The sequence below is a fragment of the Actinomadura soli genome, from assembly GCF_005889715.1.
Classification (GTDB): Bacteria; Actinomycetota; Actinomycetes; order Streptosporangiales; family Streptosporangiaceae; genus Spirillospora; species Spirillospora soli.
Genome location: NZ_VCKW01000020.1, coordinates 1 through 14,092, shown reverse-complemented (window position 1 = coordinate 14,092; position 14,092 = coordinate 1). Strand labels below are relative to the sequence as shown.

The window sequence follows — 14,092 nt, the reverse complement described above, 5'->3', positions numbered from 1 at the left end:
GATGGGTGGGCCCGGCGGGCGCGGGGCTCAGACGGGCTCGGTGAAGTCCTCTCCGGGCGCGTCGGTGAGGCGCTGCAGGTAGTTGTGCTCGCCGATGGAGTCGATGAGGCTCAGCTCGGTCTCCAGATAGTCGACGTGCTCTTCCTCGTCGGCGAGGATCTCCTCGAAGATCCGGGCGGACGTGATGTCGCCGCGCTCGCGCATCAGCGCGACGCCGGGACGCAGCCGGGCCACGTTCTCCATCTCCAGGGCGAGGTCCCCCCGGAGCTGCTCGGGAACGTCCTGCCCGATCCGCAGCGGGTTGAGTTTCTGGTAGTTCGGCATGCCCTCCAGGAAAAGGATCCGTTCGGTGAGCCGCTCGGCGTGCTTCATCTCGTCGACGGATTCCGAGCGGGTGTGATTGGCGAGCCGGACGTAGCCCCAGTCCTGCTGCATCTTCGCGTGCAGGAAGAACTGGTTGATCGCCGTGAGTTCCGCAGTGAGCTGCTCGTTGAGCAACCCGATGATCTCTCTGTCACCTTCCATGACGTTCACGCTGACATGGCGGGTGACGGTCCACCAGCTTAGAAAATTCGACTTCAATTTCCTTCTCGCGGCGAATTCGTCGGCTGTCCTGCGATGATCGGCTCGGGCGCTCCCGGGCGGGGCTGCCAGTGGTGGCCGAAGTGGAGATTCTCGCCGGGAGTGCGGGGCCGCGGGTGCCGGAAGTGGACGGCGGCTTGAGCCCGCAGGTCATTGTGCCGCGTCCCGCGGTATTCGTCGGCTGTTCGATGGACGTGCCTTCTGCGGGACGCGAATACCGCCTTTAATAGAAGGGCGTCCCAACAATTCTTAGGATTGCCTGACCTTATTTAGGCTAGGCTAGCCTAAATGATTGTGAATTGTTCATAAAGGTCGCGGCAGTGCGTGCTGTCTTTGTGGTATACGGCAATCTTTGATGGTCATGCGATGGCCGTCGCCATTCCCGAGCGCGGTCCCGGGTGCGCGCTCGGCATCGGGCGCGACAAGCCGTTTCCTGAGCCTTCGGCGATGTGCGGCGACGGAACGCCCGAGGGTCAGCGGGCCGGCGGGTACGGGCCCTGCGGGGGCGGACCGGGCGGCACCGCCCCAGGAGGCGGATACGGGCCGCCCGGGCCCGGGCCGGTGGTCGAGTAGCCCCCGGACGGGTACGGACCCTGAGCGGGCGGACGAGGGGCGTTCAGGACGTGCTGGTACGGCCCCGCGCCGTAGTTGGGCGGCGGAAGGAACTGCGGCTGCCCCTGCCCGGGGGCGCTGAACGGGGGCGGCGCCGGAGGGCCCTGCCGGGGCGGGCCGGACGGCGGAGGCCCGGCCATCGCCATGGCGGGGGCGGGCTGCGGGGTCCAGGCCGTCCAGCCGAGGCGCTGCATGCGGCGGGCGCGGCGCTGGGCGAGCCGCCACTCCTCGCGGTGGCGGCGCTCGGCGAGGACGGCCGACAGCAGGATCTCCGGGCGGACGCCCGGCGGCGGAGGCGGGCTCACCACCGCGACGACCTGTGACGCGATGCGATGCCCCAGCGAGTCGCGGACCTCCGGCAGCAGCTCCCAGAAGCGCGACAGGTACTGCCGGGCCGTCATCGCCAGCTCGTCCGACAGCTGCGACAGCTCCAGCGAGCGGCCCCACCAGGCGAGCTGCGGCGGCATCACGGCGACGGGACCGAAGAACGCCGACGCCGGGACCCGTTCCTGGATGACGATCGTCCCGGCGAACAGGTCGCCGAGCCGCTTGCCGCGCTGGTTGCAGAACGAGGTGATGAGCGCGGGAGAGCCGTAGAACGTCCAGAACTCGATGACGCCCGCCAGTGCCCGCACCAGGGCCTGCCGGAACCGGATCGGCCCGCCGTCGTCGGCGACGACGCGCAGGCCCACGGCCATCTTGCCCAGCGTCCGTCCCCGCGACAGCGTCTCGAACACGCACGGGTACCCGACGAGGACGGTCACGACCGCGAGGAGCGTCAGCCCGACCGTCCACGCCTCGTCCGCGACGAGCGACGTCATGGCCGTGAAGTAGATGGCGATGTTGAGCAGCACCATCTGGAAGAGCAGGTCGAGCAGTATGGCGCAGCCACGGCTGGCCAGGCGCGCGACCCTGATGTCGAGCGCGACGGCCTCGCCGGTGACGAGTTCGGCCATGTCCTGATCCTCCAATGGCTGGGGTCCGGTCCATTTTGCCGGTTGGACGGAGCGAGGCGTTAGTCTCCCTCGGGTGGACGTCGACGCCTATGTGGCCGCGCACAACGCCGACTGGCAGCGCCTGGAGTGGCTCATCAACCGCGGCCGCAGGCTGACCGGCGCGGAAGCCGACGAACTGGTCGAGCTCTACCAGCGGACCGCGACCCACCTGTCGGTCGTCCGTTCGAGCTCTCCGGACCCTCAGCTCGTAGGCCGGTTGTCGTCCCTCGTGGCACGGGCCAGGGCCGCTGTGGCCGGCGCCCAAGCCCCTCTGTGGCGGGACGTTACACGCTTCGCGACGGTGTCGTTCCCGGCGGCCGCCTACAGGATGAAGTGGTGGTGGCTCGGCAACGCCGTCCTGGGCAATCTGCTGGCTCTGGCCTTGGCGATCTGGGTCGTGCACAGCCCGGAGGTCCAGGCGAGCATCGCGACACCGGACGAGATCCGTGAACTCGTCGAGCACGACTTCGCGAACTACTACACCGAGCATTCGGCGTCGTCGTTCGCGTTCCAGGTATGGGTCAACAACGCCTGGGTGTCGGCGATCGCGCTGATATTCGGCATCCTTCTCGGCATCCCCACCGTGTACGTCCTGATGCTGAACCAGATCAACCTCGGCCTCACCGGCGGGCTGATGTTCGCCTACGGCAAGGGCGACGTGTTCTTCGGGCTGATCCTCCCGCACGGCCTCCTGGAACTCACCGCCGTCTACCTGGCCTGCGCCGGCGGCCTCAAACTCGGCTGGACGGTCATCGACCCGGGCCGGCGCCGCCGCGGCCAGGCCCTCGCCGAGGAGGGACGGGCCGCCGTCAGCATCGCCATCGGCCTCGTCGCCGTCCTGCTCGTGTCCGGCCTCATCGAGGGCTTCGTCACCGGCTGGGTGCACACCACCTGGCTGCGCATCTCCATCGGCGTCGTCGCAGAGGTCGCGTTCCTCGCGTACGTGATCGTCCTGGGCCGCCGCGCCACCCGGAAGGGCGAGACGGGCGACGCCGACCTCCGGCCCGACCTGGCCCCTGTCGCCGGCTAGCCCAGGGGTTAGAGGCGTCCCGCGGCTTTTAGGGCTAGGTAGGCGTCGGCTAGCGCGGGGGCTATCTCCTCGGGAGGCGCGTCCACGACCTCTACGCCGTGGCCGCGCAGCTCGGCGGTGAGGCGGCGGCGGTCGGCGCGCGCGCGTTCCGCGGCGGCGGCGTCGTACACGGAGGCGAGGTCGCCCCTTGCGGCCGCCATCTCGCCGACCCGCGGATCGGACACCGCGGCGATCATGACGAGGTGGCGGGCGGTGAGCTGCGGCAGCAGCGGGAGCAGGCCCTCCTCGATCGCGGCCGTGTTCAGCTCGGTGAGCAGCACGACGAGGCACCGCTGGCGGACGCGGGCCATCAACGTCGACACCATTCCGGCGGCGTCGCATTCGATCAGCTCCGGCTCCAGCGGCGCGAGGGCGTGCACCATCGCGGGCAGCAGGTCGGTCCTGGACGCGCCCTCGACGCGGGCACGGACGCGCCGGTCGTAGGCGAGCAGGTCGACGCGGTCGCCCGCGCGGGACGCCAGGGCGCCGAGGAGCATCGCCGCGTCCATCGAGCAGTCGAGCCGGGGAATGTCACCGACGCGGCCCGCGGACGTACGGCCCGTGTCGAGCACGAGGTAGATCCGCCGGTCGCGTTCGGGACGCCACGTGCGGACGACGATGTCGTTACGGCGCGCGGTGGCGCGCCAGTCGATGGAACGGACGTCGTCGCCGTCCACGTACTCGCGCAGTGAGTCGAACTCTGTGCCCTGCCCACGGATGAGAGCGACGTGCGCCCCGGTGAGTTCGCGCAGCCGTGCGAGCTTGGCGGGCAGGTGGCGGCGGGACGGAAACGCCGGCAGGGCACGGACCGTCCAGGGCGCGGCGCGCGAAAGCTGCCGGGCGGCCAGTCCGAGCGGTCCGACAGAGCGGACGACGACGGTGACGGCTTTGCGGTCGCCGCGCCGTGTCGGCGTCAGCGTCATCTCCACGCGTCGCCGTTCACCGGCGGGCACGTCCACCTTGACGCTGCGGGGCGTGGCTCCGGCGCTGGGCGGCCACACGTCCCGGAGGCGGGCCTTGAGGCGTCGCCGTCCGAGGTTCTCTACGATCAGCGACACCTGGGCCGTCCCGCCGAGGCGGACGTTCTTGTCGCCGGAGCGGTGGAAGCGCAGCGCGCGCACGTTCCCGGCGAGGGCCAGGTCGGCGGCGACGCCGAGCAGCAGGACGCCCCACACGATGAGCAGCGTCCACCAGCTCGGCGCGAAGAGCGGGATCGCCGCACTGAGCAGCGCCAGGAGCCCGAGGCGTCCGGTCAGGGCCATCAGCGCGGGGCGGGGACGTGGGCGAGGATGCCCTCCAGCACGCCGTCTGCCGTCGCGCCTTCCAGCTCCGCCTCGGGACGGAGCTGGACGCGGTGCCGCAGCGTCGGCCGGGCCAGCGCCTTCACGTCGTCCGGCGTCACGTAGTCGCGGCCGGACAGCCACGCCCACGCGCGGGACGTGGCCAGCAGCGCCGTCGCACCACGCGGCGACACGCCGAGCTGGAGTGACGGCGACTGGCGGGTCGCCCTGCACAGGTCCACGACGTAGGCCGCGACCTTGGGGTCGAGGTGGACGGCCCTAACTGCGGCTCGTCCAGCGGCCAGTTCGCTCGCGCCCGCGACCGGCTGCACCGCTGACAGATCACGGGGGTCGAAGCCTGCCGCGTGCCGTTGAATCATGGCGATTTCTTCGTCCCGCGTGGGCACGGGCACGGTCAGCTTGACCAGGAACCGGTCGAGCTGGGCCTCGGGCAGCGGATAGGTGCCCTCGTACTCGATCGGGTTCTGCGTCGCGCACACCACAAACGGGTCGGGCAGAGCGCGCGCGGAGCCCTCCACGGAGACCTGCCGTTCCTCCATGGCCTCCAGCAGGGAAGCCTGGGTCTTCGGCGGCGTCCGGTTGATCTCGTCGGCGAGCAGGAGGTTGGTGAAGACCGGACCCTCGCGGAACTCGAACTCCGACGTCCGGTTGTCGTACACCAGCGATCCGGTCACGTCCCCCGGCATCAGGTCAGGGGTGAACTGGACGCGCTTGAAGTCCAGGTCGAGGGCGCGTGACAGCGTCTTGATGAGCAGCGTCTTCGCCGTCCCGGGGACGCCTTCCAGCAGCACGTGGCCGCGGCAGAGCAACGCTATGACCAGACCGGTCACCACGGAGTCCTGGCCGACGACCGTCTTGGCGACCTCGCCGCGCAGAGCCGTCAGCGCCGCGCGGGCGATCTCGGCCTGGCGCTGCGACTCCGCGGACGGCCCCGGCGGAGTATCGCTTTCGCTACTCGTGCCGGGCACGTCGTCCTTCCCAAGCTCTACTGGGCGGTTCAAGACTGCCGTACCTGCCTTTCCAGGTCGTCGAGGACGTCGCTGAGAGCGATGAGCCCCGCGTCGTCCAAGGGTTCAGGACCGTACAGGGCCGCGCCGACGTACGTCTCGTCGTACGTCGTGCGGCGGGCGACCGCCGTGACGATCTCCTGTGCGGCGGATGGGTCCTGCGCGCGGCTGCGGGGCAGGCCGAGCAGCGGGACGACCCGTTCGCGGGCGCCCGACCGCAGCGCGTCGGAGGCGCGGTCACGGGCGTGCCCGGCGCGGTAGAGGCGGGCGCGTCCCTCGACCGTCTCGGCGGAGCGGACGATGACCGGCAGCGCCTCCGCGACGACCGGGCCCAGGCGGCGGGATCGCCACAGCGCGACCAGCACGACCGCGACCAGGAGTTCGAGGAAGAACAGCTTGACGCCGAACGGCAGCAGGTCGGTGAGCGACTCCTGTCCCGCCCCAGAGCCGGACTCTGGCAGATCCGGGACGAGCCACACCACGGAGGAGCCCGTGGCGGCGCCCGCCAGGTTCATGCCCAGTGCCGCGTTGCCCTCTTCAGTGAGGCGGCGGTTCGTCAGCGGGGAGGCCGAGCCGAGCACGGTGACGGTGTGCGCACCGTTCTGCACCTGGACGACCCGTGCACTGCCGTACTCCGTCTTGTAGCACTCCGTGGCAGAGCCGCCCCTGACCTCGTAGGTCTCCGACTCGTGGAACGCGACCGCTCCCGCGAGGGTCGCCGCCTGGAGGGAACAGCCCGGCTCGTCGGCGTCCTCGAACGTCGGCCCGTCCTTGCGCACCCGTGGCGCCAGGTCGGCCAGCGCGAACGACGTGGGCCGGACGAGCAGAAGATCGGCCTGCGCGTTGCTCAGGAGGATCAGGTCCTCGTTGGTGAGCCTCTCGGTGCGGGTCACCACCATGACCGTCCCAGGACCGGCCGCCTCGACGGCGTCGTCCGCGTGCCTGGCCACGGTCACCTGCGCCCCGTTCTGCCGGAGGATCTCCGCCAGGGCGCGGCTGCCGTCCTGTTTGGGCGACTCGGGGTCGAGCGCCTGGGCCGACGTCGAGGGACGCAGCGCCGCCAGGATGATCGCTATCACGACCATGGCGAGGATCACCGCGACGACGCCGCGGGCCGACCGCCAGCGGCGCCCCGCGACCTGCCGCGCGGACGGCTCGGCGCCCGTGGGTCCGGCCTGCCCCGCCCCGCTCCGCGGGGGCGTCTGCGTCACCATCGCGGGCCTCCGTCCTCACCGGCGCCCGCCGGCATCAGGTCATCGGCCTCCAGCGGCTTCGGCTTCGCCGCCCGCAGCTTCTCGTCCACGTCCTTGACCTGCGCGTATCCCTCGGCGGTGCCCGGACGGTCGCCGTACCAGACGTCGTCGAAGATCCGCACGGCGACGCGCAGGTCCTCGGCCAGCTCCGGCACGGCCTCGCCCGTCTCCTGCGCCAGCTCGTCGGCGGTACGGCCGGGACGCGCGGCCAGGACCGCCCGTTCCTCCAGGTCGCGGGCTATCGCGCGGAGCCGTTCGCGGATCGCCTCCGCCCACTGCCCGGCCGCCGCGTGACGTTCCGCCGCGTCCCTGTGGTCGAGCGCGGTGGACGTCTCGTCCTCCAGCAGGGGGTCGTTCCGGGAGCGCAGGTTGCGGCGCCCCCGCATCAGCCACGCGACGATCGCCACCGCGATGAGCACCACGACGATGATGACGACGATCGACGCCCAGCCGCTGCCGCTCCCTTGCGTGTCCGGCGCAGGGGACCCGTTGAACAGATCCTGCAGCCATTCGGAGAAGTCGTCCCAGGTGCGTTGCAGCCAGGACGGCTTGTCGCGCTGGTAGACCTGCTTCTCCAGCTCGCGGCGGGCCATCTCGCGTGCCTCGTCCCTACCGACGGGATCGAGAGCCGCGGAATCGAGCAGCGTGGGCATGCGCGTCATGGGTTCGCTCCCGTTCCCGGACGTGCCGGCTGCGGACCGGTTCGCCACAGGCCGATGAAGCCTTCCTCCTGGCCGTCCTGGTCGTTTCCGGCGCCGTTCTCTGCGCCGTTCCCAGTCCCGTTGCCCGGGGCGGACGAGATGGCGGTGACGGAGCGTCCTCGCGTGCGCAGTTCAAGGTCGAAGCCTTCGCGGCGCATCCGTCTGTCCATGTAGAGCAAGGCGATGACACCGGCGTCGAACGGCAGCACGACCGACCAGCTCACGATCCGGCCGAGCGTGTCCACGGCGAGGGCCGCCATCGTCGAATCGCTGCCAGAAGAGTCACCGAAGACAATCAGCTGCACGAACAGGAACGGGATCCGCAGCGCGAAGAAGCCCATGAACACCGTCACGAGCAGGGCCAGCAGAAGCGTCCCGAACGTCCGGAACCAGCGGCCCTTGGACAGGGTCACCGCCCTGCGAAGCGCACCCCTCACCGTCTGCCGTTCCAAGACGACCGCTGGGACGGCCAGGACGAACAGCAGATAGAGCCACACCATCAGCCCTATGCCGATGGGGAAGCCCAGGATTCCCGCGAGCACGCTCAGCCCCGGATGCGCGTCGGCGGCGATCAGCAGGGCGAACGGCAGGATCGGCAGGACCAGTGCGAGGAGCGAGATACCCATGACGGCCGCCGCGGTCGCGGCCAGCCGGCCGAGGCGGGGCCTGGCGTCCCGCCACGCCTGCCGGGGCGCGATCGGCATGCCGACCAGCTCCCGGCCGTGGATCGGCGCGAGCAACCCGGAGAGCAGGAGAATTCCGTACGCCGACAGCACCAGGCCCATCACCGTCAGCGTGAGCTGCGCGCCGAGCGACTCCATCAGCACGTCCGGGGTGACCTCACCGCGGGCCTCGTCGCCGATGAAGAAGTACGCGGCGACCGAGCTCGCCACCTGGATCACCGTGCTGATCCCCACGGACAGGCCCAGGGACGTGCGCGGGCGCCGCCGGATCCCGGCGATCGCGCCGTCCAGCATCTCCGAGATGGACATGGGACGGAACGGGACGCCCTGCGCGTCGACGTCCGCGTCGTCGTCCCAGCCGTCCGGTCCCGGCATGTCGTGGCTCCCTGCGATCTCTGGCTGGGGTCTTCCGGCGCGCCCGCCGGGTTTCTCCCCAGACCCCCTGACGTCCGGCCGGTCAGGTCATCCTGTCACGGGCGAAGTGCCGCGATTGCCGTCCCCGGCCCGGCGGGTGGCGATCCGCGCGCTCCAGGTGCCGCCGGACCGCCGGAATCTGCCGATCCCGGTCAACCTTGCGCGCGTTTCGGGAGTCACCTCTACAATTCCGTGCCGCGCACCGGATCCCGGGGGAGCCATGTACGACGCAAACGCGGGTAGCCTTGCACGCCAAGGCATTTCTCTCCCTGGCGAGGTGGGGCCGGAGCATAGCGCCGCGGAGAACTTCTCACCCGACGACACGCACGGGCCGGCACCCGCCGGCCCTGGCGAGGATGAGAAGCGCTCACTCCACCGAACCCCGACTTTGTGACGATGAGGGCCATGAGAGGACGTGTACTGGTCGTCGACGACGATCTCGCGCTCGCCGAGATGCTCGGCATCGTGCTGAGGGGCGAGGGCTTCGAGCCGTCGTTCGTCCACGACGGCGACAAGGCGCTCGAGGCGTTCCGGGAGACCCGGCCGGACCTCGTGCTGCTCGACCTGATGCTGCCCGGGGCGGACGGCATCGACGTGTGCCGGCAGATCCGCGCCGAGTCCGGCGTGCCGATCGTCATGCTGACGGCCAAGAGCGACACCGTCGACGTCGTCCTCGGCCTGGAGTCCGGCGCCGACGACTACATCGTCAAGCCGTTCAAGCCGAAGGAGCTGGTGGCGCGCGTGCGCGCCCGCCTGCGCCGCACCGACGAGCCCGCGCCGGAGACCCTCCAGATCGGCGACATCACCATCGACGTCGCCGGCCACTCGGTCAAGCGCGGCGACAAGCACATCCCGCTGACGCCGCTGGAGTTCGACCTCCTGGTGGCGCTGGCCCGCAAGCCACGCCAGGTGTTCACCCGCGAGGTCCTGCTGGAGCAGGTCTGGGGCTACCGGCACGCCGCCGACACGCGCCTGGTGAACGTCCACGTGCAGCGCCTCCGCGCCAAGATCGAGAAAGACCCGGAACGTCCCGAGATCGTCGTCACCGTGCGCGGTGTCGGCTACAAGGCCGGGCCCGCCTGACCTCGCGGTGTCCCGATGACACACCACAGGACGGCACCGCGATCGCCGAATTCCATGACACCGCCGTAGTTTCCGCCAGGGCCGTATCCCCCGTGACACGCCGATGACCGTCCAGCACTCTCCCGGAGCCCTGCGTTCAGGGCCACGCCGCATCGCGGACCTCTCATGAAAGCCGACATGAAGAGGGCGATGCGGCCTGCCCGGCGCGGCCTGCGCGCGCTTCGGCGCGTCCTGCGCACCGCCGCGCGGACGGGCTACACGAGGTGGCGGCGTTCGATCCAGGTACGCATCGTCACGTCGACCCTGTTCATTTCGGCGATCGTCGTGGCGATCCTGGGCGCGTTCCTGATGCAGCAGGTGTCGTCGGCCCTCATGGACGGCAAGGTCAAGGCGGCACGCCTCCAGTTGGACGACGGCCTGGCGCAGGTACAGCGCGACTTGGGGAACTCGCCCGAGGACGGCAGCAAGCTCAATTCGACGATCGAGCGGCTCAAGTCGCGTAGCGGTCCGTCCGGGTTGTACGAGGTCTACATCCGCGACACCACAGACCAGTACTTCGACGGCTACACGACCAACGAACTGCGGCAGGAGAGCGTCCCACGGCGGCTTCGGGAGGAACTCAGGAACGCGCCCGCGGGTGCACGCGCCTACACCTACGGCAAGCTTTCCTATGTCGATGACCGTCCGTCCGAAAGCGGCCTCATCGTCGGCGGCACGACCGGCCGGTTCGAGCTGTACTACCTGTTCCGGCTTGAGGAGGAACAGCGGACCCTGACCAATGTGGGTCGGTCCATGGCCGGGGTGGGTATCGTCCTAGTGCTGCTTTTGGCGGCGATCGCCTCGCTGGTGACGCGGCAGGTCGTCATTCCCGTGCGGCTGGCCGCCCAGGGCGCGCAGAGGCTCGCCGCCGGACGGCTTGAAGAGCGCATGAGGGTCCGCGGTGAGGACGATCTGGCGCGCCTTGCCCGCTCCTTCAACGACATGGCCGCGAACCTGCAGGAAAAGATCGGCGAACTGGAAGACCTGTCGCAGGTGCAGCGCCAGTTCGTCTCCGACGTCTCCCATGAGCTCCGCACGCCCCTGACCACCATCAGGATCGCCGCGGACATGCTCTACGAATACCGCGACACCTTCGACGACCCGGCGGTCGGCCGCTCCGCGGAGCTGTTGCAGAGCCAACTGGAGCGGTTCGAGTCGCTCCTGGCCGACCTGCTGGAGATCAGCCGGCACGACGCGGGCGCGGCGACGCTGGACGTCGAGTCCCTGGACATGCGCGACCTCGTCCTGCGCGTCGTGGGCGACATCCAGGGGCTGTCCGAGCGCAAGGGCAGCAAAGTCGTCCTGCAACTGCCGGGCGAGCCCTGCATGGCGGAGGTCGACCGCCGCCGCGTCGAGCGCATCCTGCGCAACCTGCTCGTCAACGCCGTGGAGCACGGCGAGGGCGAGGACATCATCGTGTCCGTGGCCGCAGACCGGGACGCCGTCGCCGTCGCCGTCCGCGACCACGGCGTGGGGCTCAAGCCAGGGGAGGGGCAGATGGTCTTCGACCGCTTCTGGCGCGCCGACCCCGCCCGCGCCCGCACCACCGGCGGCACCGGCCTCGGCCTGTCGATCTCCCGCGAGGACGCGCAGCTGCACGGCGGGTGGCTGCAGGCGTGGGGAGAGCCCGGTGCGGGCTCCCAGTTCCGTCTCTCGCTGCCTCGCACCGCCGGGGCCGAACTCAGGGGCTCCCCCCTCCCGCTCGTCCCTCCAGGGGCCGGTGACGCCCGCCCGCTGTACGCCGAACTGGAGGCCGGAGAGTGACCACGCGCGGCCACGCCAGGCCCGGCCGGATGTCCGGCCGCGCCGGGCTCGGCCGGGTGATCGGCCGGCTGGCGGTCGCCGCGCTCGTCCTCGGCGGGGCCGGATGCGCGTCCCTGCCCAGCGGCGGCCAGGTCATCACCGGCAAGCCCGCCGAACGCGCCGAACGCGTCGACGACCCCTACGTCCGGCTGATCCCGGTGAAACCGCGTCCCGAATGGGGGCCCGCGCAGATCGTCTCCGGGTTCCTCGCGGCGTCCGCGAGCTTCGACGACAACCACAAGGTCGCCCGGATGTACCTCGGCGGCCAGAGCTCCTGGAACCCGGGGCTGCGGCCGTCCGTGACCGTCCTGACCAGCCGCATCACCGAGCCGCAGGTCGTCAGGGTGTCCGCGAACCAGGCGACGGTCAAGGTCCTCGGCGAGGAACTCGGCACCATCTCCACCGACGGCCAGTACACCGCCTCCCCGAAGGGCCTTGAGGCCACGTTCCTGCTCGCCAAGACGCCGCAGGGTGTCTGGCGCATCACCAGCGTGCCCGGCGACGACAAGACCGGGCTGCTGCTCTCCAAGGACGACGTAGAGCGCGCCATGCGCACCGTCAACCTGTTCTTCTTCGCGCCCAACCAGCAGACCCTCGTCCCCAACGGCATCTTCCTGCCCGTCGTGAACCGGCAGACGCTGCCGACACAGCTCGTCCAGGCCCTGCTGGACGGGCCGACGTCCTGGCTCAACGGCGCCGTCCACACCGCCTTCCCCGCCGGGACCCGCCTGCGGCACGGCGTGCAGGTCGACAAGGAGGTCGCCACCGTCGACCTCACCAAACAGGCCCGTGCCGGAAGCGTCGAGCAGATGTCGGCACAGCTCAGCTGGACGATGCGTCAGCTCTCGGAAATCAAGCGGTGGCGGCTGAGGATCGACGGCGAGACCGTCACTCCCGAGGGCATGGAGTCGACCCATCCCGTGCACGCCTGGGAGCCGAACTCGCCCGACGGTCAGGTTCCGCAGGGGGAGTCCCACCAGAACGCGTACGTCGTGGGCCCGTCCGGCTTCCTGGGCACCCTGCAGAGCGACCGCGCCCAGCCCGTCGTGACCGGTGCCGCCGGGCGCCTCTCCCGTCCCGCCATCGCGCCCGACTACCGGGAGTTCGCCGGTCTCAGCTCTGCGGGCGACCAGGTCCTGGTGGCCGCACCCCTCACCGGTGCGCCCGCCCCGCGCGTGCTGCTCAACGCGCAGGCGGGGTCCCGCTTCACCGCCCCGACCTGGAGCCGTGACGGCACCCTGTGGGTCGTGGAGAGCAAGAAGGACGAATCGTGGCTCTGGGTACGTCCGCGTGGCAAGCCACCTGTCCGCGCCGCGCACTGGGGGCTCGGCGGCCGTGAGGTCAGCGCCTTCCGCCTGGCCCGCGACGGTGTCCGCGCCGCCGTCATCGCCCACATCGACGGCCGCCCCCAGGTCCAGCTGGGTCGCATCGCCCACGCGCCCGACGGCTCCCTGGACGTCGGTTCCTTCCTGCCAGTGAGCTCCGAACTCCAGGACGCGGTCGATCTCGCCTGGCGCGACTACAACACCTTCGCCGTGCTCGGCCGTGCCAAGCGCGACTCGCAGACCCTCCCGTTCCTGATGCCGATCAGCGGCAGCGCCATCACGTCGCTCGGCGTCGGCTCCCTCGGCGAGCCCCGGACGATCGCCGCCGCCCCCGGCGCCCCGATCCTGATCGGCACCCGCTCGTCCGGGAAGGACCAGGTCTGCCGCCAGCGCGCCCCGAGCAACTCCTACAGCCCGTGGATCTGCCCCACCCCGGCCAAGGACCCCAACTACCCCGGCTGACGCCGCGTTTCGCGGGTTATCCACAGTTCGCGGAGTCCGGGACGAGGGCGTGACGGCGCGGGCATCGTCGTACCCATGAACCTGCTCGCCGACCTGATCGACCTGCTGCTTCCCGAACGCTGCGCCGGATGCGGCGGGGAGCCCGTCCTGCTCTGCGACGCCTGCGCGATGCCCCTGCAGGGCCCCGCAAGGCCCGCGAGAACGGCACCGGACGGCCTCCCGCCTCCCTGGACGATCACCACCTACGACGGCCCCCTACGGACGATCCTGTCCGCCTACAAGGAACGCGGCCGGACGGCCCTGGCCGTCCCACTCGGCGAGGCCCTGGCAACGGCCATCCAGGCCGCCCTGACAAGGCTTGAGCCGCCTCACACGGTGGTGTGGGTGCCGTCCAGACGCGGGTCATTCAGGCGGCGGGGCCATGACCCCTTACGCGGAACGGTCGCCGTCGCGCTACACCGCCTACGCGCCGAAGGCATACCGGTAACCGGCCTGGACGCGCTGAGACAACGAAGACGGGTAGACGACCAAGCGGGTCTGACGGCCGCACAACGCCTCACCAACCTCGACGGCGCCCTCGAAGCGACGCCACCCGGCATGGCCGGCCGCCAGGTGATCCTGGTGGACGACGTCGTCACCACAGGCGCCTCCTTAGCCGAGGCGGCTCGTGCCCTGCGCGCCGCAGGAGCCATCCCCTGTCTCTTATACACCTCTGACGCTGCCGACGAATTAGACGGTGTAGATCTCGGCGGTAGCCCCATCA

The 14,092-nt window shown here is 70.6% G+C and carries 12 protein-coding genes; 5 read left to right on the top strand and 7 right to left on the bottom strand.

What is annotated here, in order from left to right; all coding sequences use genetic code 11:
• Positions 1-27: 27 nt before the first annotated feature.
• The gene (gene bfr / locus ETD83_RS05990; RefSeq protein WP_138644042.1) at positions 28-525 is read right to left on the bottom strand and encodes a bacterioferritin; all 498 of its coding nucleotides are present in this window, start codon (positions 523-525) and stop codon (positions 28-30) included.
• A gap of 530 nt (positions 526-1,055) precedes the next feature.
• Positions 1,056-2,150 (bottom strand): RDD family protein, encoded by a 1,095-nt coding sequence (locus ETD83_RS45250; RefSeq protein ID WP_138644041.1) that lies wholly within the window; start codon positions 2,148-2,150, stop codon positions 1,056-1,058.
• A gap of 73 nt (positions 2,151-2,223) precedes the next feature.
• Between ETD83_RS45250 and ETD83_RS05980 the strand changes: the two genes are divergently transcribed.
• Positions 2,224-3,219, top strand: coding sequence for a stage II sporulation protein M (locus ETD83_RS05980; protein ID WP_138644040.1), 996 nt, complete (start codon positions 2,224-2,226; stop codon positions 3,217-3,219).
• Between the two features lie 8 nt (positions 3,220-3,227).
• Here ETD83_RS05980 and ETD83_RS05975 read toward each other — a convergent pair whose 3' ends face one another.
• The 5 genes from ETD83_RS05975 to ETD83_RS05955 form a co-directional block, all read right to left on the bottom strand.
• Positions 3,228-4,520 carry a DUF58 domain-containing protein gene (locus ETD83_RS05975; protein WP_138644039.1) on the bottom strand — a complete coding sequence of 431 codons (1,293 nt, stop codon included), beginning with the start codon at positions 4,518-4,520 and terminating at the stop codon, positions 3,228-3,230.
• Positions 4,520-5,458, bottom strand: a complete 939-nt coding sequence (locus ETD83_RS05970) for an AAA family ATPase (RefSeq protein WP_230420718.1) — start codon at positions 5,456-5,458, stop codon at positions 4,520-4,522. The genes ETD83_RS05975 and ETD83_RS05970 overlap by 1 nt, the downstream gene beginning before the upstream one ends.
• Positions 5,459-5,556: 98 nt before the next feature.
• Entirely contained in the window at positions 5,557-6,780 is a 1,224-nt protein-coding gene (locus ETD83_RS05965) for a DUF4350 domain-containing protein (RefSeq protein ID WP_138644037.1), read from the bottom strand.
• Complete coding sequence (locus ETD83_RS05960) at positions 6,774-7,481, bottom strand: DUF4129 domain-containing protein (RefSeq protein ID WP_230420715.1); 708 nt, start codon at positions 7,479-7,481, stop codon at positions 6,774-6,776. The genes ETD83_RS05965 and ETD83_RS05960 overlap by 7 nt, the downstream gene beginning before the upstream one ends.
• A complete protein-coding gene (locus ETD83_RS05955) occupies positions 7,478-8,578 on the bottom strand; it encodes a glycerophosphoryl diester phosphodiesterase membrane domain-containing protein (protein WP_138644036.1) in 1,101 nt (366 codons plus the stop codon). Before ETD83_RS05955 ends, ETD83_RS05960 begins: the two co-directional genes overlap by 4 nt.
• A 444-nt stretch (positions 8,579-9,022) precedes the next feature.
• Here ETD83_RS05955 and mtrA point away from each other — a divergent pair, with 444 nt between their 5' ends.
• The 4 genes from mtrA to ETD83_RS05935 all read left to right on the top strand — a co-directional run.
• On the top strand, positions 9,023-9,700 hold the full coding sequence (mtrA, locus tag ETD83_RS05950; protein WP_067453668.1) for an MtrAB system response regulator MtrA: 678 nt from the start codon (positions 9,023-9,025) through the stop codon (positions 9,698-9,700).
• Positions 9,701-9,877: 177 nt separating this feature from the next.
• The gene (mtrB, locus tag ETD83_RS05945) at positions 9,878-11,503 is read left to right on the top strand and encodes an MtrAB system histidine kinase MtrB (RefSeq protein ID WP_230420714.1); all 1,626 of its coding nucleotides are present in this window, start codon (positions 9,878-9,880) and stop codon (positions 11,501-11,503) included.
• Positions 11,500-13,329 carry an LpqB family beta-propeller domain-containing protein gene (locus ETD83_RS05940; protein WP_230420713.1) on the top strand — a complete coding sequence of 610 codons (1,830 nt, stop codon included), beginning with the start codon at positions 11,500-11,502 and terminating at the stop codon, positions 13,327-13,329. The genes mtrB and ETD83_RS05940 overlap by 4 nt, the downstream gene beginning before the upstream one ends.
• A gap of 75 nt (positions 13,330-13,404) precedes the next feature.
• Positions 13,405-14,092: ComF family protein (locus tag ETD83_RS05935; protein ID WP_138644034.1), on the top strand; the 688-nt coding region annotated here is incomplete at its 3' end.

Coding starts and splice junctions, on each gene's coding strand:
- bfr (WP_138644042.1), bottom strand. CDS start 525: ATGGAAGGTGACAGAGAGATCATCGGGTTGCTCAACGAGCAGCTCACT.
- ETD83_RS45250 (WP_138644041.1), bottom strand. CDS start 2,150: ATGGCCGAACTCGTCACCGGCGAGGCCGTCGCGCTCGACATCAGGGTC.
- ETD83_RS05975 (WP_138644039.1), bottom strand. CDS start 4,520: ATGGCCCTGACCGGACGCCTCGGGCTCCTGGCGCTGCTCAGTGCGGCG.
- ETD83_RS05965 (WP_138644037.1), bottom strand. CDS start 6,780: ATGGTGACGCAGACGCCCCCGCGGAGCGGGGCGGGGCAGGCCGGACCC.
- ETD83_RS05960 (WP_230420715.1), bottom strand. CDS start 7,481: ATGACGCGCATGCCCACGCTGCTCGATTCCGCGGCTCTCGATCCCGTC.
- ETD83_RS05955 (WP_138644036.1), bottom strand. CDS start 8,578: ATGCCGGGACCGGACGGCTGGGACGACGACGCGGACGTCGACGCGCAG.
- mtrA (WP_067453668.1), top strand. CDS start 9,023: ATGAGAGGACGTGTACTGGTCGTCGACGACGATCTCGCGCTCGCCGAG.
- mtrB (WP_230420714.1), top strand. CDS start 9,878: ATGAAGAGGGCGATGCGGCCTGCCCGGCGCGGCCTGCGCGCGCTTCGG.